This is a genomic window from Qipengyuania sp. B-5, assembly GCF_056857815.1.
The window spans coordinates 134599-154907 of sequence record NZ_JBSXNU010000051.1 but is presented as its reverse complement, the minus strand read 5'-3'; the positions used below and the strand labels follow the sequence as shown (position 1 = coordinate 154907).

18 protein-coding genes are annotated in these 20309 nt (G+C 61.1%); 7 read left to right on the top strand and 11 right to left on the bottom strand.

Annotation, left to right across the window (positions count from 1 at the left end; translation table 11 throughout):
• Positions 1-44 precede the first annotated feature (44 nt).
• Both secE and nusG read left to right on the top strand, forming a co-directional pair.
• Positions 45-278 (top strand): preprotein translocase subunit SecE, encoded by a 234-nt coding sequence (gene secE / locus AC13CE_RS11130; RefSeq protein ID WP_160726904.1) that lies wholly within the window; start codon positions 45-47, stop codon positions 276-278.
• A gap of 25 nt (positions 279-303) precedes the next feature.
• A complete protein-coding gene (gene nusG / locus AC13CE_RS11125; protein ID WP_221430388.1) occupies positions 304-840 on the top strand; it encodes a transcription termination/antitermination protein NusG in 537 nt (178 codons plus the stop codon).
• A 76-nt stretch (positions 841-916) separates the two neighbouring features.
• Here the strand turns inward: nusG and AC13CE_RS11120 are convergent, their stop codons facing one another.
• Positions 917-1678 carry a CPBP family intramembrane glutamic endopeptidase gene (locus tag AC13CE_RS11120; RefSeq protein ID WP_482972424.1) on the bottom strand — a complete coding sequence of 254 codons (762 nt, stop codon included), beginning with the start codon at positions 1676-1678 and terminating at the stop codon, positions 917-919.
• Between AC13CE_RS11120 and AC13CE_RS11115 the strand changes: the two genes are divergently transcribed.
• Genes AC13CE_RS11115 through rplA form a run of 3 tightly spaced genes read left to right on the top strand, consistent with a single transcriptional unit; the run spans position 1677 to position 3110 of the window.
• Positions 1677-1982 (top strand): hypothetical protein, encoded by a 306-nt coding sequence (locus tag AC13CE_RS11115; protein WP_482972423.1) that lies wholly within the window; start codon positions 1677-1679, stop codon positions 1980-1982. The genes AC13CE_RS11120 and AC13CE_RS11115 overlap by 2 nt on opposite strands.
• Positions 1982-2413, top strand: coding sequence for a 50S ribosomal protein L11 (rplK, locus tag AC13CE_RS11110; RefSeq protein WP_221537862.1), 432 nt, complete (start codon positions 1982-1984; stop codon positions 2411-2413). Before AC13CE_RS11115 ends, rplK begins: the two co-directional genes overlap by 1 nt.
• Positions 2414-2417: 4 nt before the next feature.
• Positions 2418-3110 carry a 50S ribosomal protein L1 gene (gene rplA / locus AC13CE_RS11105; RefSeq protein ID WP_482972422.1) on the top strand — a complete coding sequence of 231 codons (693 nt, stop codon included), beginning with the start codon at positions 2418-2420 and terminating at the stop codon, positions 3108-3110.
• Between the two features lie 116 nt (positions 3111-3226).
• Here the strand turns inward: rplA and AC13CE_RS11100 are convergent, their stop codons facing one another.
• Both AC13CE_RS11100 and AC13CE_RS11095 read right to left on the bottom strand, forming a co-directional pair.
• On the bottom strand, positions 3227-3982 hold the full coding sequence (locus tag AC13CE_RS11100; protein WP_482972421.1) for a competence/damage-inducible protein A: 756 nt from the start codon (positions 3980-3982) through the stop codon (positions 3227-3229).
• 33 nt (positions 3983-4015) lie between these two features.
• A complete protein-coding gene (locus AC13CE_RS11095; RefSeq protein ID WP_482972420.1) occupies positions 4016-5533 on the bottom strand; it encodes a flavin-containing monooxygenase in 1518 nt (505 codons plus the stop codon).
• A gap of 141 nt (positions 5534-5674) precedes the next feature.
• On the opposite strand from AC13CE_RS11095, the gene AC13CE_RS11090 reads away from it, so the two are divergent.
• Complete coding sequence (locus tag AC13CE_RS11090) at positions 5675-6703, top strand: LacI family DNA-binding transcriptional regulator (RefSeq protein WP_482972419.1); 1029 nt, start codon at positions 5675-5677, stop codon at positions 6701-6703.
• Positions 6704-6787: 84 nt separating this feature from the next.
• On the top strand, positions 6788-10123 hold the full coding sequence (locus AC13CE_RS11085) for an amidohydrolase family protein (RefSeq protein WP_482972418.1): 3336 nt from the start codon (positions 6788-6790) through the stop codon (positions 10121-10123).
• Between the two features lie 60 nt (positions 10124-10183).
• Here AC13CE_RS11085 and AC13CE_RS11080 read toward each other — a convergent pair whose 3' ends face one another.
• The 8 genes from AC13CE_RS11080 to AC13CE_RS11045 all read right to left on the bottom strand — a co-directional run bounded on the left by AC13CE_RS11080 (position 10184) and on the right by AC13CE_RS11045 (position 20262).
• Complete coding sequence (locus tag AC13CE_RS11080; RefSeq protein ID WP_482972417.1) at positions 10184-11527, bottom strand: methyl-accepting chemotaxis protein; 1344 nt, start codon at positions 11525-11527, stop codon at positions 10184-10186.
• A gap of 54 nt (positions 11528-11581) precedes the next feature.
• Positions 11582-13360 (bottom strand): methyl-accepting chemotaxis protein, encoded by a 1779-nt coding sequence (locus tag AC13CE_RS11075; protein ID WP_482972416.1) that lies wholly within the window; start codon positions 13358-13360, stop codon positions 11582-11584.
• On the bottom strand, positions 13357-14901 hold the full coding sequence (locus tag AC13CE_RS11070; protein ID WP_482972415.1) for a putative bifunctional diguanylate cyclase/phosphodiesterase: 1545 nt from the start codon (positions 14899-14901) through the stop codon (positions 13357-13359). The genes AC13CE_RS11075 and AC13CE_RS11070 overlap by 4 nt, the downstream gene beginning before the upstream one ends.
• Positions 14902-15008: 107 nt before the next feature.
• A complete protein-coding gene (locus AC13CE_RS11065) occupies positions 15009-15914 on the bottom strand; it encodes a CheR family methyltransferase (protein ID WP_247710217.1) in 906 nt (301 codons plus the stop codon).
• Positions 15905-16999: a chemotaxis-specific protein-glutamate methyltransferase CheB gene (gene cheB / locus AC13CE_RS11060; RefSeq protein ID WP_482972414.1), complete on the bottom strand. Its 1095-nt coding sequence runs from the start codon at positions 16997-16999 to the stop codon at positions 15905-15907. Before cheB ends, AC13CE_RS11065 begins: the two co-directional genes overlap by 10 nt.
• A gap of 18 nt (positions 17000-17017) precedes the next feature.
• Positions 17018-17383 (bottom strand): response regulator, encoded by a 366-nt coding sequence (locus tag AC13CE_RS11055; RefSeq protein ID WP_221537855.1) that lies wholly within the window; start codon positions 17381-17383, stop codon positions 17018-17020.
• 57 nt (positions 17384-17440) lie between these two features.
• Complete coding sequence (locus AC13CE_RS11050; RefSeq protein ID WP_221537854.1) at positions 17441-17875, bottom strand: chemotaxis protein CheW; 435 nt, start codon at positions 17873-17875, stop codon at positions 17441-17443.
• Positions 17872-20262 (bottom strand): chemotaxis protein CheA, encoded by a 2391-nt coding sequence (locus AC13CE_RS11045; RefSeq protein ID WP_482972413.1) that lies wholly within the window; start codon positions 20260-20262, stop codon positions 17872-17874. Before AC13CE_RS11045 ends, AC13CE_RS11050 begins: the two co-directional genes overlap by 4 nt.
• Positions 20263-20309: the final 47 nt, after the last annotated feature.

Below are 20309 nucleotides of genomic sequence, written 5' to 3'. Positions count from 1 at the left end.
CCGGAAGCGACACAGAAATTCAACGCGAGAGAGCGCTAGAGATCATGGCCGACAAAGCCGATAAGACACCGAAGGTCGCCAAGGGCAGCAAGACCTCGCCCGCCGAATTCATCCGGCAGGTTCAGACCGAAGGTCGCAAGGTGGTGTGGCCGACCTGGCCGGAAACCGTCCGCATCTCGATTTTCGTCTTCATCATGATGATCATTCTCTCGCTCTTCTTCCTCGGCGTCGATTCGCTGTTCGGCGCCGTGGTGCGCTGGCTGCTGACGCTGGCCTGATCTTTCGCAAGGGTAACGAGAACACATGGCACGCTGGTACATCATCCACGCCTACTCCGGCTTCGAAAACAAGGTCCGCGATTCGATCATCGCCGAGGCCGAGCGTCTGGGCCTTTCCGAAGGTGTCGAAGAAGTTCAGGTCCCCACCGAAACCGTGACCGAAGTGAAGCGAGGCAAGAAGGTCCAGGTCGAACGCAAGTTCATGCCCGGCTACGTACTGGCCAAGCTGAACATGACCGACGACGTGTATCACCTCGTCAAGAACACGCCGAAGGTTACCGGCTTCCTCGGCAATAACAACAAGCCGCAGGCGATCTCCGAAAAGGAAGCCGCGCGTTATTTCGGCGGCGTGGAAGAAGCCAAGTCGGCACCCAAGAAGCAGGTTTCGGTCGATTACGAAATCGGCGATCAGGTCAAGGTGCTCGACGGTCCCTTCGCCAGCTTCAACGGCCTTGTCGAGGAACTCGATTTCGACAAGCAGAAGGTCAAGGTGTCGGTCTCTATCTTCGGCCGTGCGACTCCGGTCGAACTGGAATTCGAACAGGTCGAACTGGTCAAGTAAGACCGCTCGAGAGTTACGAAAAGGGGCGCCGCTCGAAACCGAGGGCGCCCCTTTTTCGTATCTGCAGTATCAGGCTTTAGCTGCTTACTCCGGGTATGAAACCCAGCTTGTCGGCATAGGACAGGCTCATCATGATCGTGTCGACCGCCATGTGTGCCAGCACGCAGGCCCAAAGGTTCCCGCCGCAGCGATAGCGCAGCCAGCCGAAGCCGATGCCGACCACGCCGGTTATGATTACCCCGCCAAGCCCCTGGTAGAAATGCGGCAGGCCGAAAAGGACTGCTTGCACCAGGATCACCAGCCACATGCGGCCGCGCAGGCCGCCGAGCCGGGCGAGACGATCCATCAGAAAGCCGCGCCAGAGCAGTTCCTCGCCAAGTCCCGCCGCAAAAAGTGCCACAAGCACAATCCACAGGATGAAATGGAACTGGCTCTGGGTGACCCAGTTCAGCACCTGTTCCACATCGGGCGTGCTCAGCCCGATCGCTTCGACCAGCATGCTGCCCAGCGTGAACCAGCCGATGATGGCGATCGTCGCCAATACCGCCCAGCCAAGAGTGGGCGCCCAGCTTGCCGGAGCGCGCAAGTTCCAGGCTATTGCAACGGCGCCTTCGCGCCGGAGCCACAACCAGGCCACAAGCAGCGCGCCGGCCATGCTGGAAGCGACCGAAACCGCCGCGCCCGTCGACGTCTCGCCCCAGATTGCGACACCGGGAATGCCGCAAGCGAAATAGACGATGATTACGCTGATAAACTGGAGCGCGAAGCCACCCCATCCCGGTTGGCGATACACTGATTGTCCGGTCTCGCCAGTCGAAACGATCGCCTGCTCGGTCATGACGCGCATCTCCTCCTCGCGCTATGCCGACGGAAAATGGCCGCGCCGCGCAATAACGCTCTATCACCGGGCGGCTTTGCAATCACGCAGGCATGGCGGGTTTTCCGCGCATCTTTGTGAAACTCTGGCAGTGTTCGGGGCCTCTCTCATGGCTTGCATTTACGGGCAGAATCGCTATGTGCGCGCCTTCCCAAGCGACAGTGACGGGAAATCCACGCGGGAGGCCTGCCTTGCAGACCGCTCGACCGCTCAACATGAGGCTGGATCGGAAGATGCAGCCGACAGTGTGAAAGGAGGCCAGTGATGGCCAAGAAGATCGAAGGCTATATCAAGCTGCAGGTGCCCGCGGGCACTGCAAATCCATCTCCGCCCATCGGCCCTGCGCTGGGTCAGCGCGGCGTGAACATCATGGAATTCTGCAAGGCGTTCAACGCCGCGACGCAGGACCTCGAAAAGAACGCACCGATCCCGACGGTCATCACCGTCTATGCGGATCGTTCGTTCACCTTCGTCACCAAGACTCCGCCGGCATCGTATTACCTGAAGAAGGCTGCCAAGCTGAAGTCGGGCTCGAAGGAGCCGGGCAAGGTTTCGGCCGGGACCATCAAACAGAGCGCGATCAAGGAAATCGCCGAAGCCAAGATGGCCGACCTCAATGCGAACGATATCGACCAGGCCATGAAGATCATCGAAGGCTCCGCGCGTTCGATGGGCCTCGAAGTGGTGGAGGGCTAAGCACATGGCAAAGCAGACGAAGAAGCAGCAGGTCCGCGCAAAGCTCGACAGCGAGAAGCTTTACACGGTGGATGAAGCTCTCGCCACGCTGCGCGAGCATAAGTCCAAGTTCGATGAAACCGTCGAAGTCGCCATGAACCTCGGCGTCGATCCGCGCCACGCCGACCAGATGGTCCGCGGCATGGTTTCGCTCCCGAGCGGCACCGGCAAGGAAGTCAGGGTCGCAGTGTTCGCCAAGGGCGACAATGCCGAAAAGGCGCTCGCCGCTGGAGCCGACAAGGTCGGTGCCGAAGATCTCATGGAAGACATGCAGAACGGCAATCTCGACTATGACCGCGTCATCGCGACCCCGGACATGATGGGTGTCGTCGGTCGTCTCGGCAAGGTGCTTGGCCCCAAGGGCCTGATGCCGAACCCGAAGCTCGGCACGGTCACGCCGAACGTGGAACAGGCCGTGAAGGACGCCAAGGGCGGCCAGGTCGAATTCCGCGTCGAGAAGCAGGGCATCATCCATAGCGGCATCGGCAAGCTGTCGTTCAAGGATGAAGACCTGAAGAAGAACTTCAAGGCGCTGACCGAAGCCATCGTGAAGGCCAAGCCGGCCGGTGCCAAGGGCAAGTATGTCCGCAAGGTCACGCTGACCAGCTCGATGGGCCCCGGCCTCAAGGTCGACCTCGGCGAAGTCGAAGGCGCGTAATTTGTTGCCCTATCGCTTCGCCGCTTGAGGGCCTTCCGCGTTCAAGCGGCCGATAGGCGGTAGTGCAAACGGGAAAAGGGCCGGGGGGAGACCTCCGGCCCTTTCTTTTTGTCGGTTTAGATGCCCCCGGGGGTATAGGCGAAGCCCGCTTCTTCCAGTCCCTTGCAGAGTTCCGCCATGCAAGCATCGAGGTCGGCCCGGTCGGTGGAGCGGATGACGAAGTTCGAGCCGACGCGGCCTTCGCGGAAGAAGGGGTAGCTGCCGATCTGGCAGTTCTCATGGGCCTTTTCGACCTCGCGGAGCAAACCCGATACTTCGCTTTCGGGAATGAACCCGCCGACAGTCTCGGCAATCAGCGGCGCACCGCCTTCGAGCGTACCGGTGAGGGCATCCAGCATGCCTGCAGTGATGTGCGGGACACCCGCCATGAGATAGACATTGCCGATCCGGATACCCGGTGCACCGGACATGCGGTTGGGGATCAGTTCGGCACCTTCGGGCGTGCGCGCCATGCGCAGCCTGCCTTCGTTGAGCCCGCCCTTGTCAGTATAATATTTTTCCAGAATAGCGCGCGCTTCGGGATGGATTATCACCGGCACGCCAAGGGCCTGCGCGACGGCGTCGACGGTAATGTCGTCATGCGTGGGCCCGATCCCGCCCGTTGTGAAGAGGTAGTCGTTCGCTTCGCGCAGCGCGTCGACAGCTTCGACGATCCGCTCGATCACATCGGGCACCACGCGCACTTCGGACAGGCGAATGCCCTGCACCTGCAGCCAGCTGGCGATTTGCGCGATGTTCTTGTCGTGAGTGCGCCCCGAAAGGATCTCGTCGCCGATCACGACCAGCCCGGCGGTGTAGATACGATCAGTCATGCCTGACCACCTACTGCGGCTGGTCTGCGAAAGCTACTCCGCAGCTTCGAGCGTTTCGTGCAATTCGCGCGCGTTCGCACTCCTGCGCCGAAAAGAGAGGATTCCATCGTCCACCGGATCGGCGCGCATGCGCTTGCGGTCGATCACATATTCCTGGTTCAGCCGCCACGGGTAGTTCACCGCATTCTTCGGCATGATGTGCTTGGCACGCTGGATATAGCCGGAGGAGAAATCGAAGATGTCGTCCTCTTCGAGATCATGTGTATCGGGCAGGACGGGAACGGCGATGTCGTTGCCGCTTGCTTTCATTTCGGAAAGTACCCGGCAGATATAGTCCGAATTGATATCGGCCCGCAGTGTCCAGCTGGCATTGAGATAGCCGAACACAACGGCAAGGTTCGGCAGGTTCGAGAACATGCAGCCTTTGTAGTAGAAGCGTTGGGCCAGATCGACCGGTTCGCCCTCGACGGTCAGCGCGATTTTGCCGGCCACGGCCAGCTTGAGACCGGTGGCGGTCACCACGATGTCGGCGGGGAGGAAACTTCCATCCTCGAGCCGGACGCCGCCCTTCTCGAAGGCTTTGATCCGGCCGGTGACGACATCGGCCTTGCCGCTCTTGATCGCTTCGAAAAGATCGTCGTCGGGTACCAGGCAAAGGCGCTGGTCCCAGGGATTGTAAGGCGGTGTGAAGGGAGCGAGATCGAAATCCTCCCCCATGATCTTCCTGATCTTCTTGTGCAGGAATTCGCCGACCTTTTGCGGTTTGGTTCGCGCGCGCTTGAAACCGACGTCCTGCAGCTTGATGTTTTTCCAGCGCGTAATCTTGTAAGCCGTCTTTTCGGGCAAGATCTTGCGCAGGAAATTCGCAAAACCGTCCTTGGCCGGGCGCGAGAACATCCATGTCGGCGTGCGCTGGAGCATGGTAACCTTGGCCGCCTGCCGGGCCACCGAAGGAACAATGGTCACCGCGGTCGCGCCCGAGCCGATCACGACCACGTTCTTGCCTGCGTAATCGAGATCCTCGGGCCAGAATTGGGGGTGTATCACCTGCCCGGTGAAATCGCCGAAATCGAAACCGGGATCATAAGGTTCGTCGTAATCGTAATAGCCCGATCCGAGATAGAGCCAGTTGGCGGTGAGCATCTTGCGCTCGCCGTCCGATGTTTCGAGCGTGACATGCCAGCGGGCATCCGCGCCTTGCCAGTCAGCAGAAATCACCTTGTGCCCGAAGCGGATGTGGCGGCGAATGTCGCGCTCGTCCACGATCCGGTCCAGATATTCGAGGATCGCAGGCGCATCGGCTATCGATTTTTCATGCTTCCACGGCTCGAATTCGAAACCGAGTGTGTGCATGTCGCTGTCCGATCGCACGCCGGGATAGCGGAAGAGATCCCAGGTCCCACCGAGATTCTCGCGCCGCTCCACAATGGCGAAGCTGTGATCCGGAATCTTCTCCCGCATATGTGCGGCCATGCCGATGCCGGATATGCCTGCGCCGACGATAAGCACGTCGAAATCGGTCGCGCGATTGCTTGCTGGTCTCTCTCCCATAAGGTGACGTTACTAAATGCGAGCGTGGAGGGGAAGCGTAAGTTGCGCCGTGCAACCTATCTGTGCTTCTGGCGACGTCATCCGGGCACTCGCTTTCGCCAATTCTCTGGGCTAGGGCTCGGTCGGGCTTGAGGAGATACCATGACGAAAGTTGGGAACGGTCGCCCGCATCGGGTTACGTCGATTGACGTTGCGGAGCGCGCCGGGGTCAGCCAGTCGACCGTCAGCCGCGCGCTGTCGGGTTCGGAAACCATCACCGAATCCACCCGCCGCCGCGTCGAACAGGCTGCGGCGGAGCTTGGCTATCATGTGAACACCAGAGCTGCTGGCCTGCGGAAAGGCGAAACGGGCACTATCGCCATCGTCGTGATCGGACGCGATGGCCAGGGGCCGGCCGCCATCAATCCGTTCTATTACAGCCTGCTCGGCAGCACCTGCGCCGCCGCCGCCGAACGGGGCTATGAAGCCCTGGTATCGTTCCAGGCGAGGGAAGACGAACTCTTCGGTCATTATGTCGGACGCAGGCAGGCGGACGGCGTGGTGGTGATCGGTACGGCTACGAACGAACCGGCCTGGAATTACTTTCGCGAGGTGGCAGCCGCCAGCGACTCCATCGCGTTCTGGGGTTCTCCGTTCGACGATGCCGTATGGGTCCGCTCCGATAATGCCGATGGCGGACGGCTGGCGGTGGAGCGACTGGTTGCGGGCGGCGCGAGCAATATCGTTTTCGTGGGCGATCCCAATTCTTCGCAGAAGCAATTCCGCGAGCGTTACGAGGGCTATCGCTACGCGATGGAAAAGGCCGGTCTCGCCACGCGGGAACCGATCGTTTCGTCGGGCGAAGATCGTGTTTCCCAGGGACGGATCGCGATCAGCCAGCTATGCGATGACGGCGAAACCTTCGACGGTCTATTCTTTGCCTGCGACGCCATGGCTTTGGGCGCACTCGAAGAGCTTGCTTCACGCGGTCTTGCGGTGCCGGGGCAGGTCGGCGTGGTCGGCTTCGACGGGCTGGGTTCGGGCGAATTCAGCAATCCGCCGCTCACGACCGTAGAGCCGGACTTCGCAGAAGCGGGCCGAATGCTGGTCGAAACTGCGCTGGCGGGCGATGGAGAGCGTGCCGAGCGGCGTGTTCCGGTTCGCCTGGTCGAACGTTCGAGCGTCAAATAACGCAGCTTGTCGATTGGCGGTTTGCCAAGGTCGCTTCGCACCGTCTAAGCCTCCCCGCCTATCTCAAGGGGAGAGACCCAGATCATGAAGACCAGCATCGCTTCCGCCCTCGCACTCGTGCTCTGTGCAGGTTCCGTCCACGCCCAGAGCGAAGAACCCCAGCCGAGCCCCAATCCGGTCGAAGAGCAGGAAGTCGATGCCTCGCAGGACGAGCTGCCCCCTGAAGGCAGCGGGGAGGCCGTCGATGCGGCACCCGCTACCGTTCCGATCCCCGGCGAAGGAGAGAAGGAAGAGGGCTGGGACGTCACTGCGCCGCGCGGCGCGAGTTTACGCGAAGTGGCTATCAATACCGACGAAGGGACGTGGATGGATGTCGACGTGTCGCCCGATGGCCGCACGCTCGCCTTCTCCTTGCTTGGCGACATCTACACCATGCCGGTTTCCGGCGGCACGCCGACCCGGATTGCAGAGGGTCTCGCCTGGGAAATCCAGCCGCGGTTTTCGCCCGACGGCAGCCGTATCGCCTTCATTTCCGACCGTGCAGGTGGGGACAACATCTGGCTGATGAATAGCGACGGTTCGAACAAGCAGCAGGTCACGAAGGAAGATTTCCGCCTGCTCAACCAGCCCAGCTGGTCGCCCGACGGGCGCTATATCGTCGCCAAGAAGCATTTCACCACACAGCGTAGCGCCGGGACCGGCGAAATCTGGCTCTACCACGTTTCCGGCGGCGGAGGAGTCCAGCTGGTCAAGCGCGCCAGCGAGGCATTACAGAAGGAGTTGGGCGAACCAATCTACGCGCCCGATGGCAATGCGATCTACTACACCCGTAACGTCACCTCTGGCCCGATCTTCGAATATGCTCAGGATTCGACCCAGGGCATCTTCAACATCGAACGCTACGATATCGATACCGGCGAAGTGACGACTGCGGTCGGCGGCTATGGCGGCGCGGTCCGCCCCACGCCTTCGCCCGACGGCCAAAGCCTCGCCTTCGTGCGCCGCGACAAGGACCAGTCGCAGTTGTGGGTGAAGGACCTCTCGACGGGCGAAGAGCGCATGATCTACGGCGCGCTCGATCTCGATCTGCAGGAGACCTGGGCCGTCTATGGGGTCTATCCGATCATGGACTGGATGCCCGATAGCGAGAGCATGGTGGTCTGGGCGGGCGGCAAGCTGCGCCGTGTTGCCGCCGATGGATCGAGTGACAGCGTTATTCCGTTCTCCATCTCCGATACCCGCATGGTCGCGGAAGCACCGCACCCGGTCATCGATGTCGCACCGGAAAGCTTCACTGCCAAGATTCCGCGGTTTGCCAGCGTTTCGCCCGACGGGCGCACCGTGGTCTTCGAAAGCCTCGGCAAGCTTTATGTGAAACCGGTGGGCAGCGATGCGGCGCCCCGCCAGCTTATCGCGGGCGGCGGCGATAGTCTGGAACTGTGGCCTGCCTGGTCGCGCGACGGGCAGCGGATTGCATTTGTGCGCTGGACCGACGAGGGTCTCGGCAACATCGTCACGGTCGATGCGCGCGGTCGCGGAGAGCGGGTGGTGACCCGCCAACAGGGCCATTATGCGGTTCCGCAATTCTCGCCCGATGGTGAGACCATCGTGTTCGAGAAGCGCGGCGGCGGATATCTGACCTCGCCCACTTATTCGGAGAATGAAGGCGTTTACGCGGTTTCCGCCGCCGGGGGCACGCCGCGCCTCATCGCGCGCGATACCTCCACGCCGCAATATGGTGCCGATAATAAGCGCATCTTCATGCTCGCGCGCGAAGGCGGCAATCTGCAGCTTATCTCTAGCGACACCAATGGCGAAGCGCGCCGCGTCCACGTGCAGGGCGATCTGGCCAATGATTTCAAGGTCAGCCCACGCGGTGATTACGTTGCCTTCCGCCAGAACTACGAAGTCTTCGCTATGCCGCTGCTCCCCGGCGGCCAGACCGTCACCGTAGGAGAAAAGGCAAGTTCGCTTCCGGTGACCAAGGTCAGCAAGGGCGGGGCCGACTATATCGGCTGGACCGAAAACGGTTCGACCCTGCACTGGTCGATGGGGCCGGTGCTCTACCGTGCCAGCACCATGGCTCTTACGCCGAGTGCACCGCAAGCGGCAGAAGCGCCCGGGTTCACTCCGCCGGACAGCGGAACCTCGCTCGCCCGGACCATCCGCGCCGACAAGGCGAGCGGAACCGTCGCGATTACGGGTGCCCGTATCCACACCATGGCCGGTGACGGGGCGGGCACGATCGAAAACGGCACGATCCTGATCGAAGGTGATCGGATCGCCGCAATCGGTCCGGCATCCAGCGTTGCCGTTCCTACAGGCGCGACTGTGGTCGATGCTGCCGGGCGGACGATCGTGCCGGGTCTCGTCGATGCGCATGCGCACGGCGCACAGGGCGTAGGCGATCTTATCCCGCAACAGAACTGGTCGCTGGTGCAGAACCTCGCCCTGGGGACGACGACTCTGCACGATCCATCCTCTTCGGCCAGCATGATCTTTGCGGCGGCCGAACGCCAGCAAGCAGGCAGCTTGCTGGCGCCGCGCATCTTCTCGACGGGCGAGATCATCTATGGGGCCAAGGCACCTAGCGTCTATGCCCGGATCGACAGTTACGAGGATGCCCTGGCCCATGTCCGCCGGATCAAGGCGCAGGGCGGCATCAGCGTGAAGAACTACAACCAGCCGCGCCGCGAACAGCGTCAGCAGGTGGTGGCCGCCGCGCGTGCCGAAAACATGCTGGTGGTGGCGGAGGGCGGCTCGCTCTTCGGTATGGACGTCAACCTGATCGCAGACGGCAATTCGACCCTGGAGCACAATATCCCGGTCGATGTCATGTATGAAGATTTGTTGCAGATGTTTGCCGGATCGGACACCAACTACACGCCCACGCTGGCGGTGACCTATGGCGGTCTGGCGGGCGATCCTTACTGGCGTCAGGCCACTGACGTGTTCGACAATCCCTTGCTGGTCCACACGCCGCCCAAGATGCTGCTTGCGGAAACGGGGCGGCGCATCACCGCACCGGAATGGGCATTCGTCGACGATAATGCCGCACGCGAGGCGAAGAAGCTCGCAGAACGCGGCGTCAAGGTCAGCATCGGTGCGCATGGGCAGCAAGCTGGCATCGCGGCGCATTGGGAATTGTGGAGCTTCGTGCGAGGAGGAATGTCGCCTGTCGAGGCGCTGCGTGCCGGGACCATCGAACCGGCCAAATCGCTCGGGATGGAGCGCGATATTGGCAGTCTCGAAGTCGGCAAGCTGGCCGACCTCCTGATCCTTACCGCCGATCCGACACAGGACATACGCAATTCCGACGATATCGCCCAGGTCATGCTGGGCGGACGTCTCTATGATGCGCGGACGATGAACGAGGTCGAGACCGGCAACGAGCGCCGCCTGCCGTATTGGTGGGAATGACGAGAAAGGGCGGCACCAGCCTTTGCCGGGCCGCCCTTCTTCATATGATGCGGTGAACGATCAGGCCGCGCGTATGTGGAACAGGAATTCGTCGACCTTGTCACGCAAGGTCGCGGCTTGCGTCTCAAGATCGCTCGACGAAGCCAGAACCTGGCTTGCAGTGGCTCCGGCCGCCATGCTGGTGTTCCGCATGCTTTCGAGATGGCTGGCGACTTCGTCAGTGCCCTGCGCTGCACGGTCGATGCTGCGCGCGAGATCCTGACCGGCCACCGATTGCTGGTCGACCGCGCTGGCGATCGAGATGGCGGTCGTCTCGAGTTGTTTGATCTGGTCGCCGATAGAGCGCAGCGCGCTGACACTGGCGCCTGTCGAGGCTTGCATTGCCTGGATCTGTTCGGACACTTCTTCGGTCGCCCGGCTGGTCTGAGCGGCCAGCTCCTTTACCTCGCTCGCCACCACGGCGAACCCGCGGCCAGCCTCCCCTCCGCGCGCTGCCTCGATGCTGGCATTGAGGGCGAGCAGGTTGGTGCGCTGGGCTATGGACTGGATCAGCTCAACGATCTGACCGACCTGATCCGCCGAGGCGGCGAGCGCGCCGATCGTTTCATCGGCTCCTTCCGCGTCGAGCGATGCCTTGCGGGCGAGTTCGGCGGAATTGGCGGCCTGGCGACTGATTTCGCCGATCGACATGGCGAATTCATCCGACGCAGCAGCAGCAGCAGTGACACCGCCAGAGGCCTGCTCCATCGCACCGCTAACCTGGCTTGCCTGCCCTGCAGCATGCTCTGCGGTGCTGGCCATCGATCCTGCGGCCGAATTGAGCTGGCTCGATGCCGCGGCCACGCCGCCTACGACATCCCCGACACTTTTTTCAAAATTGTCGGCAAGGCGGATCAGCTCCTGTTTTCGCTGTTCGGACGCCGCTTTCCGACCGGCGAACAGTTCGTCGAGCTTGTGGCCCGATTTGGCAAACACCTCTAGTGAACGGGACAGCTCGCCTATTTCGTCCGTGCGTTCGGTATCGCCGACATCGATATCGCGTGATCCGCCGGCCAGACGGCCCATTTCTCCGGCGACATGCTGGAACGGTTCGATCACGTGGCCGATGATGAAGCGCAAGCTGAGGATGCCTCCGACCAGTCCTATTACGGTCACACCGATTACTACCCAACGGGCTGCAGCCGCCTGTTCGGGATAGGAAATCCCCAACAATGCGGCAGCTGCGACGATTACAAGTCCGCCGAGCGAGAGCAGCGAAGCAATCTGGGCTTTCGCTTTCAGCGGCTTATCCATGAGCCAGGCGGTCAGGCCGGAGTATCGTGTTGTCGTTGCCGCTTTCACGCCTTCGACTTCGGCAATCTCACGCCGCAGTTCCTCGCCGATCATGGTGCTATGCGCATTCATCCCAAGCCACTCCCCAATTCGTTCTCAAGTCACCGCCTGAAACCGGTCCCCCGATCAGGCCGCCCTTACATGCTGCAAAAATTCATCCACTTGCCGGCGCAGCACGCTTGCCTGCGATTCCAGCGAAGTGGCGGAGCCAAGAACCTGGCTGGCTGCCGCCCCTGTCGCGATGCTGGCTTCACGCACCTGCACGATACTGGTCGAAACCTCGTCGGTCGAACGTGCGGCAAGGTCGATATTGCGCGCCAGGTCCTGGCCGGCGACGGACTGCTGATCGACGGCGCTGGCGATCGAGATGGCAGTTGTTTCCAGCTGCTTGATCTGTTCCCCGATCGAACGAAGTGCTGTGACGCTCGCGCCGGTCGAATCCTGCATGGCACGGATCTGATCTGCAACTTCTTCGGTCGCCCTACTCGTCTGGGCCGCGAGTTCCTTCACCTCGCTTGCCACGACGGCGAAACCGCGCCCCGCTTCGCCGCCGCGCGCTGCCTCGATCGATGCGTTTAGAGCGAGCAGGTTGGTGCGCTGGGCGATGGACTGGATCAGTTCAACGATCTGCCCGACCTGGTCCGCCGAAGAAGCAAGGGCCGAGATTGTTTCGTCTGCGGTTTCCGCATCGTCCGAGGCCTTGCGTGCGAGTTCTGCCGAATGGGACGCCTGGCGACTGATTTCGCCGATCGACATGGCGAACTCGTCCGATGCGGCGGCAGCCGCGGTTACACCGCCAGACGCCTGCTCCATGGCATTCGTGACTGCTCCGCTTTGGTGGGTCGCCTGCTCCGCTGCGGCAGCCATGGAAGACGCGGTATCCTTGAGCTGGCTCGAAGCTGCAGCGACACCGTGGACGACCTCACCCACCGTACTTTCGAACTGCAATGCGAGACGCTGAAGATCCTGTCCCCGCTCGGCGCGCAATGCTTCCTTTTCGGCCGACATCTTTTCGAGGCGAAAGGCGGCACGCAGGAATACGTGGAGCGAACGGGCCAGGCCGCCCAATTCGTCCCGCCGTTCGAGACCGGGGATCTGAATCGACTTATCACCTGTTGCCAGACGTTCCGATGCGTCCGTCAATTCGCTCACCGTACCGGCAATATCGCGCGCAATAACGCGCGTCGAAAGCAGGATTGCGACGATGCCAATCAGCGCCACGGTGACGAATGCCATGAACAGCCAGATTATGGTGTTCTCACCGGCGGCATCACTGGCCTGTCCGCTGCGAAAGAGATCGGTTTTGAATTGCCTGACCAGAGTGCTGAACGATTCCCCTTCCGCCAGTGCGGCCTCGGCCAGTGCCCTCCGACTGGCCTCGTCGACGGCCGACTGCTGCCGTGCGAGGGTTCCGACGAGATTGTCGAGTGCACCCCGCAGCTGCCCGATAGTTTCGGATTGTGCGGGGGCGACGAGACGCGCACCGCGCTCCAGGGAATTGAGATCCCGGCGAGCTTCTTCGAGACTGGACCCGGCCGATGCCAGAGCGGAGCCATCGGCTGAATTCGCGAACCGCTGCATATGCAGCAAGGCTTCGTCGGTGTTGGACTTGAGCTCGGTAGACAGGATCAGCATTTCCGAAATCTGCATGCGTTCCTGCCGCAGTTCGATGGCTGTCCAGCCGCCGACAACGATAGAAAGCAGAATAAAGACCACTGCGCCGATATTGGCGAAGGCGACCAGGCTGAGTTTGCTCCCGATCGACAAATCGGCGAACTTGCCGCGAATTCCTTCGCCGCCTTTGCCGATATCGGCTAGAATGGCGCGATCCTCGGCGATTTCATCCGAGTAATATTTTCCATTATCCGTCTCGGCTGCGCCGAAGTCGCCGGTCATCGCGTTCATGCTACCCTGACCTCCCGGTTATTATCGCCATCACCTGCGGCGGCGGTCGCATCGACCTTTTTCCCGAGATGTTGCCTGATCTCACAAGCCGGCATGGCCTTGAAGTAGAGCCAGCCCTGAATCTGGTCGCAACCGGCCGCGCGCACCATGTCGGCTTGTTCCACCGTCTCCACCCCTTCGGCGGTCACCGACATCTTCATGGCCTGCGCCATGGTGATACTGGACAACATCATGGCGCGGCTCGACTCATCCTCGGATGCCTGCACGACAAGGCTGCGGTCGAGCTTGAGTTTCTGGAAGCGGAACTGACGCAGGAAGCCGATCGAAGCGTAGCCAGTACCGAAATCGTCGAGCGCGACGCTGACACCGAAACCGCGAATGAGATTGAGGCTGCGCTCGGCCACCACCGGGTCGAGCACGAGGCAGGTTTCCGTAATCTCGAGCTCGAGGCGTCCAGGGTCGAAGCCGGTTTCTTCCAGGATATGTCCGAGCTGGATCGGGAATTCGGGGTTCCGGAGCTGTGCCGCTGAGATATTGACCGACAGCGTAACACCCTCCCATTCGAGCGCATCGCAGCATGCTTGCCGGAGTACCCAAAGGCCGATCGGATTGATCAGGCCGGACTCTTCGGCGACAGGAATGAAGGTATTGGGGCCGACAACCTTGCCGTCGGGACGCTCCCAGCGCAACAGGCTCTCTACCGAAACGATCTCGCGCGTCCTGCTGTCTACCAGCGGCTGGTAGTGCATCATGAACTGGCCCGTTGCGAGTGCCTGTCGCAGTTCGTCGTCCAGCTGTTTTATCTGTTCGCGGCTGCGATCGAACGCTTCATTGAACCATGTGCAGCGCATTTTTCCGCCCCGCTTGGAGGCATACATTGCGACATCTGCGCGGCGCAGCATTTCGGATGACGGCAATTGCTGCCCCGGAGCGTTGCGGGCAAGACCGATGCTGGCGCCAAGCGTGAGGCGCCGATCGTCTATCTTGATCGATTTTGCCAATCGCTCGATTGTTCGGCGGCAATGCCCTTCCAGCAGGGTGCCGGCCAGTTCCCCGCTCATCAGGATGGCGTATTCATCGCCCCCAAGACGATACAGGCCCGCCTCTTCACCGCAGATGTTGCGGATGATCCGAGCGATTTCCTTGATTGTCGCGTCGCCCAGAATGTGTCCGTAGTGATCGTTGATGATCTTGAAACCGTCGAGATCGACGATCGCCAGAGCGACCTCTTGATCGGGTGACATGATCTCGGAAATGTCGCGATGGAGTGCGCGGCGATTGGGCAGCAGTGTCAACGGATCGCTGTTTGATAGCCTTTCGAGATTCCTCAAATGCCTGACGCCCATGACGGCGAAGCTGCCGATACTGGCGATCAAGGCGATGAAGCCGCCACCAAGTATGGCATTGATCGAACCGACACCTAGCTGCGGCCCTAAAACGGCCAGCACCGCCGTGACGCTCGCGATACCAGCAAGCGATGCGAGCGGCGCGAAGATCATCATGCGCGTGCTTTGCTGCGCCTTGTCGGAATGTGATCGCACGCAAGTTCCCTTCGATGGCGCGGTCAGATCGATGTTCCCAATCGCTAACGCGCATTCGCTAATTAACGGTAAACTCTATATTTACCTTGCTTGCGGCCCAGGCTTCATCAGAGCCCGTGTCCGGACGAAAACGTTCCTCCTCCGGCCAGCGCGTTATGAGGGGATAGATTGCCGGAAGCATTCGGAGACCCGCTTGCTGCCTTCAGCACATACATGGCCGAACCACAGGACGCAGGCTCGAACCGATCGGTTTGGCCGACCACTGTTTCGCCAGCGCCGAGCATGAGAAACCCGTCGGATGCAATGCCGCCAGCGAGCCGCTCGAACGCGTTGCGGCGAGTATCCGGATCGAAATAGAGCAGGCAGTTGCGGCACATGACGAGGTCGAAGCGTCCAGGTGCAGGGGGAAAATCGAGTATGTTGCGCTGTTCGAAGCGGGTCATCGACAGGATCTTTTCCGCGACCTTCCACCCCTGCGGGGTTTCCGAAAAGAAATTGAGCATTTGCGCAACCGAAATGCCGCGCTGGATCTCGAACTGCGAGTATGTCCCGGTGCGGGCCTGTTCGATCGCCTTGCCCGAAACATCTGTGCCGAGGATTTCGATCGTCCAGTCCGCCCAGCGCCCCGGTTGCTCGCAGAAGATCATTGCCAGGCTGAGGACTTCCTGCCCGGTCGAGCAGCCAGCCGACCAGATGGAGATTTTCCTGGTCTCGGCGCGCTTTTTAGCCAGTTCGGGAAGGACGAAATTCGCCAAAGTCGAAAAATACGCGTGATCGCGAAAAAAATAGGTTTCATTGTTCAGCAGCGCTTCGACCACCCGGGTGGCAAGGCGATGTTCGCCTGGACGCTCGAGCATGCAGGCGAGCTGATCGACGTTTTCGATCCCGAACTCGCGAAACAGTCCTGAGAGTGCCGACGAGATCCTCCAGCGACGGCTTTCGGACAAGGTTTGTCCGGTACGAGCGTTGAGGAGGTCGGCGATGATGTCGTGAGATGCGTCCTCTAGCGCCATGCATCGGCTCCGACGCTGGCGAGTACATTGTCCGCCAGCTCGGCAGGGGGGGCCACCGCGGTGGCGAGGCCGCGTTCGGTGATGTCGCGTGGCATACCCCATACGGCACAGGTGTCGGCGCTCTGCGTATAGATCGAGCCGCCGGCATTGATAATCGCGTCCGCCCCTTCGGTTCCGTCGCGGCCCATGCCCGACAACAGGATACCGGCCACCTTTCCCTCATAGGCTTCTGCGAGGGTCTCGAACATCGGATCGACGGAAGGTGTACATCCGCTCTTGACCTGATTGTAAGCCAGCCCCGTGACGTAACGCGAGCCCTTGCGGCGTATTACCATGTGGCCATGCCCCGGTGCGATAACGATCCGGCCGCGCGTGATCTCGACATCCTCGTCGGCGAGGACGGCCTCGCGGCCTGCGGCCATTTCCATCTGCTTGGCGAATACCGGAATGAAGCTTGCGGGAAGATGTTGCGTGATGAGGATGGGAAGGTCGAAATTCTTCGGAATTCGTCGCAGGAACAGGTTGAGCGCATGGATGCCCCCCGTCGAAGCCCCGATTGCGAGAACCTGCGGTTTCTTGCCAGCGCGGCGCTGGGCCGGACGGGGTTCTGCGCGTTTTGGTTGTTCGTAAGGCGCGAAACCCTTTAGCGCGCGGATCTTGCCGAGCAGCTGTTCGCGGTAATCGTCGTTGAAGCCGCCCGGAAGCGGTTTGAGCATAGTGTCGGCGGCACCCATGCGCAGTGCTTCAACCGTATGCTCCGCTCCCGCAGCCGTGAGCGACGAAATCACCAGCACCTTGGTGCCCGGCGCAGCTTTCAGCAGCTTGGGCAAGGCCTCGATCCCGCCCATTCCCGGCATTTCGAGATCCAGCAGGATCACGTCCACCCGATGGTTTTCGAGTTCCTGCAAGCCGCGTTCCGCCGTGCTTGCGCTGGCGACGATCGTCATGTCGCTTTCCCGCTCTATCATGCGCGAGAAGACGGTTCGCACGGTAAGCGAATCGTCCACCAGCATTACGCGAACGGTGGCGGGCGAGAAATTCTCGCCAGCTTTAATGGCTGCTGTCGATCGGAGAGCGGTGACCACGGCTCGAACCCTTTCGGATCAGGCCATGCCGACGAGCTGGAGCTTGATCTGCAGGGTTTCGTGGTCGAATGGCTTCATGACGTATTCGTCGGCGCCGGCGCTGATCGCTTCGCGGATGTGCGCGACGTCGTTCTCAGTAGTGCAGAACACCACCTTGGGCTTGTCGCCGCCATCATGCTTGCGCAGCTGGTGGATGAATTCGATGCCGGTCATCACGGGCATGTTCCAGTCCAGCAGCACCACATCGGGCATGTTATCGAGGCACTTGTTCAGGCCTTCCTGGCCATTTTCGGCTTCGTCGACCGAGAAGCCCAGTGTTTCGAGGATGTGGCGCGACACCTTGCGGATGACGCGCGAATCGTCGACGATTAGACAGGTCTTCATACTTCGTGATCCCTTATACTAGCCTGCCCCTTATAGGTGCAGGCGGTAACCAATCGCTTAAGCGGCTTCCCGCATTGGTCCGCAAATGAGGTTGGCAATCTCCACGAGCAGCGTTGGGCCGCCATCGGTTTCGACCATTCCGCGGGCGGCGCGTTGCCACCCTTCGCCGAAGCCGCCAGGAACGGCGACCGGCTCGCTGCGCGCTTCGCCCACGTCGTGCGCTTCTTCGACCAGCAGGGCGTAAAGATGCCCCTCGACCTCGACCACGGCAGCTCGATTATCGAGCGATGCACACGGCGTTTCGAGACCGAGCGCGAGGGCGCAGTCGATGACGGTCAGTGCCTGGCTCCGCAGGGCGGTGAGGCCGAGAATAAAGTCGGCCGTGCCCGGAATGGGAGTAATGGCCTCGACCTCGATCACTGACTGGACTTCGATCGCAGGAATCGCCGCTCGGCGACCGGCGATGGTGCACATGAGTAGCAATTCGTTCATGCCGCCCTCCCGGTCCGGATACGTTTGAGCGCGGCCAGCAGGCCGTCTCGGTCGTAGCGGTAAATGGTATCGTCCCCTGCATCCTCCGGATCGGGACGAAGTCGGATAGTCGCGCGTGCGCCCTGCTGAAAGTCAGTGCCATCTTCGGCCAGGGCAATGGCGAGATCGGCCTCGCAATCGTCCTCGTCCGTAGCGATCCTGTACCCGGCAGCTTCGACCAGCGGCTCGAGGATCGTGCGCGCCCATTCACTTTCGCCGGGGATACGGCAGGTCAAAATGTGTTCGATTTTCCTGGTCGCACGGTAGCGGGCAAATACAGCGTGGCCATCGAGCAGCGGAATCGGCTTGCCTCCGACCAGTGTCACGCCTTCGATCGAACGGTCGGCCTCACTGGGAACGACATCGTCCGTTATATCCGCGGCGTCGAGCACTTCCTTCACGATGTAGACCAGCTCGCGCTCACCGTCCGAAAGGCGCAGCAGGCGGCAGCGGCCGTCGGGGAGGGGGCCGGTGTCGTGGCCGGCCAGCGTCACGATCTCGCCATCGATGACTGCCTGGGCACGCTCGCCCTCGATGTCGATCGCATCCCGCGATATCGTGTCGATCCGTCGGACGAGTTCGAGACGCACCGCGCGGTGGCGTCCGTCGAGACCGGCGAAAAGCATGACCGGCACGGCTTTGCTCTTCTTCTGGCGTTCGACTTTCTCCGCTTCGACCGCTTTCGTGCGGACGCCGCCGACCATTCCGCGCATCTGAGCGATGGAGGGCAGATCGATGAGCATCATCGGTCGTCCGTCGTCCAGCAAAGTTGTTCCCGCATAGAGACGGGTTTCCATGATGGCCGGAGCGATAGGCTTTACCACCACGTCCTCGTGGTCGAACACGCGGTCGACCGCCAGGGCGAAAATATCGTCGCTGGCAAGCCGCACCAGGACCAGTGTTTTTTCTTCCCAGCGGCAATTCGCAGTATTTTCAATGCCCAGCACTTCGCCGAGCGATAGGCAGGGCACGCGCTTGTCACGGAAAGTGACCAAGCGGCGGTCACCAGCCTGTGCGAATTCGACGTGGCTCGAATTGCCGAAGACGATCTCTTCGACATAACTGCGTGGAATTGCATAGCGCTGGTCGCCAGAGCCCACCGTCAAAGCCGCGATAATCGACAACGTCAGCGGCAGTTGCAGGTGGAAGCTCGTACCTTCACCGAGCTTGCTGGACACCTCGATCGAGCCGCCGACGCGTTCGATGTTGGAGCGCACGACATCCATGCCGACACCGCGGCCAGAGACGGAGCTGACCTGTTCGGCAGTCGAAAGGCCGGGTTCGAAGATCAGGTTCTGCTTCTGCTTGTCCGACATCTTGTCGATCTCGGAATGGGAATAGAGACCGTTCGCGATGGCCTTTGCCGTGACTTTCTCGATATTGATCCCGCCACCATCGTCGGTGACGACGAGACTGATCTGGTTGCCCGACTGGCGCGCGGCGAACTTGAGCGTGCCGATTTCGCGTTTGCCTGTCTTGAGGCGTGAGGCCGGAGTTTCGATCCCGTGATCGATGGCGTTGCGAATGATGTGGGTCAGCGGATCGCGGACCATCTCGATCATTTCCCGATCAAGCTCCACCTCGCCACCTTCGAAATCGACCATGACCTGTTTGCCAAGCTCGTTGGACAGGTCTCTGACCAGACGGGGAAGAGACGAGAAGAGATGTTCGAGCCGCTGCATGCGCATCCGGGTAATTGACGTTCGCACATCGGCCAGAATCGCCGAAAGGCGCTCGAAAGGACCATCGATAGTTGGTTGTTCACCCGCTTCGCGCAACCGCCGGGCGAGGTCGTTGCGTGCAAGGACCATATCCGACACGCCCTTCATAACCTCGTCGAGGAGGTCGACCGGTAGGCGGATCGAACGCTGTACAGCTTGGCGCGGAGACTTGCTGGCTGAATTATCGCTATCGGCCTTCGTAGTTGGATCGACGACTGCCTCTTCTACGATCTCGAGATCGCTCTGCACTTCGATTTCGGAGTTGGGGCTAAGCGCGGCAATCAGGACATCGTCATTGCCTTCCGAGAACTCTTCGCCCGCTTCGATAGAGTCAGTCATTTCGGAAATGCGGTCGATGATCGCAAGTACTGCGTTGACCAGCGAACTGTCCGGCTCACGCCTGCCTGCGCGGCATTCGGCCAAGGCGTCTTCGGCAGCATGGCTCAGCTTTTCGAGGCGAGGGAAATCGAAGAAACCGCAGTTACCCTTGACGGTGTGGACGAAGCGGAAAATCGTATCGATGCGCTTCTTGTCCGACGGATCGGCTTCCCATGCGACCAGCTCGGTGCCGCTTTGCTCGAGCATCTCGCGCGTTTCCGCGACGAAATCGGCCAGCAATTCATCCATTGGTCGTGGACCCCCAAGTTCTTGTCGGGACCCGCTATGCAGGAGGA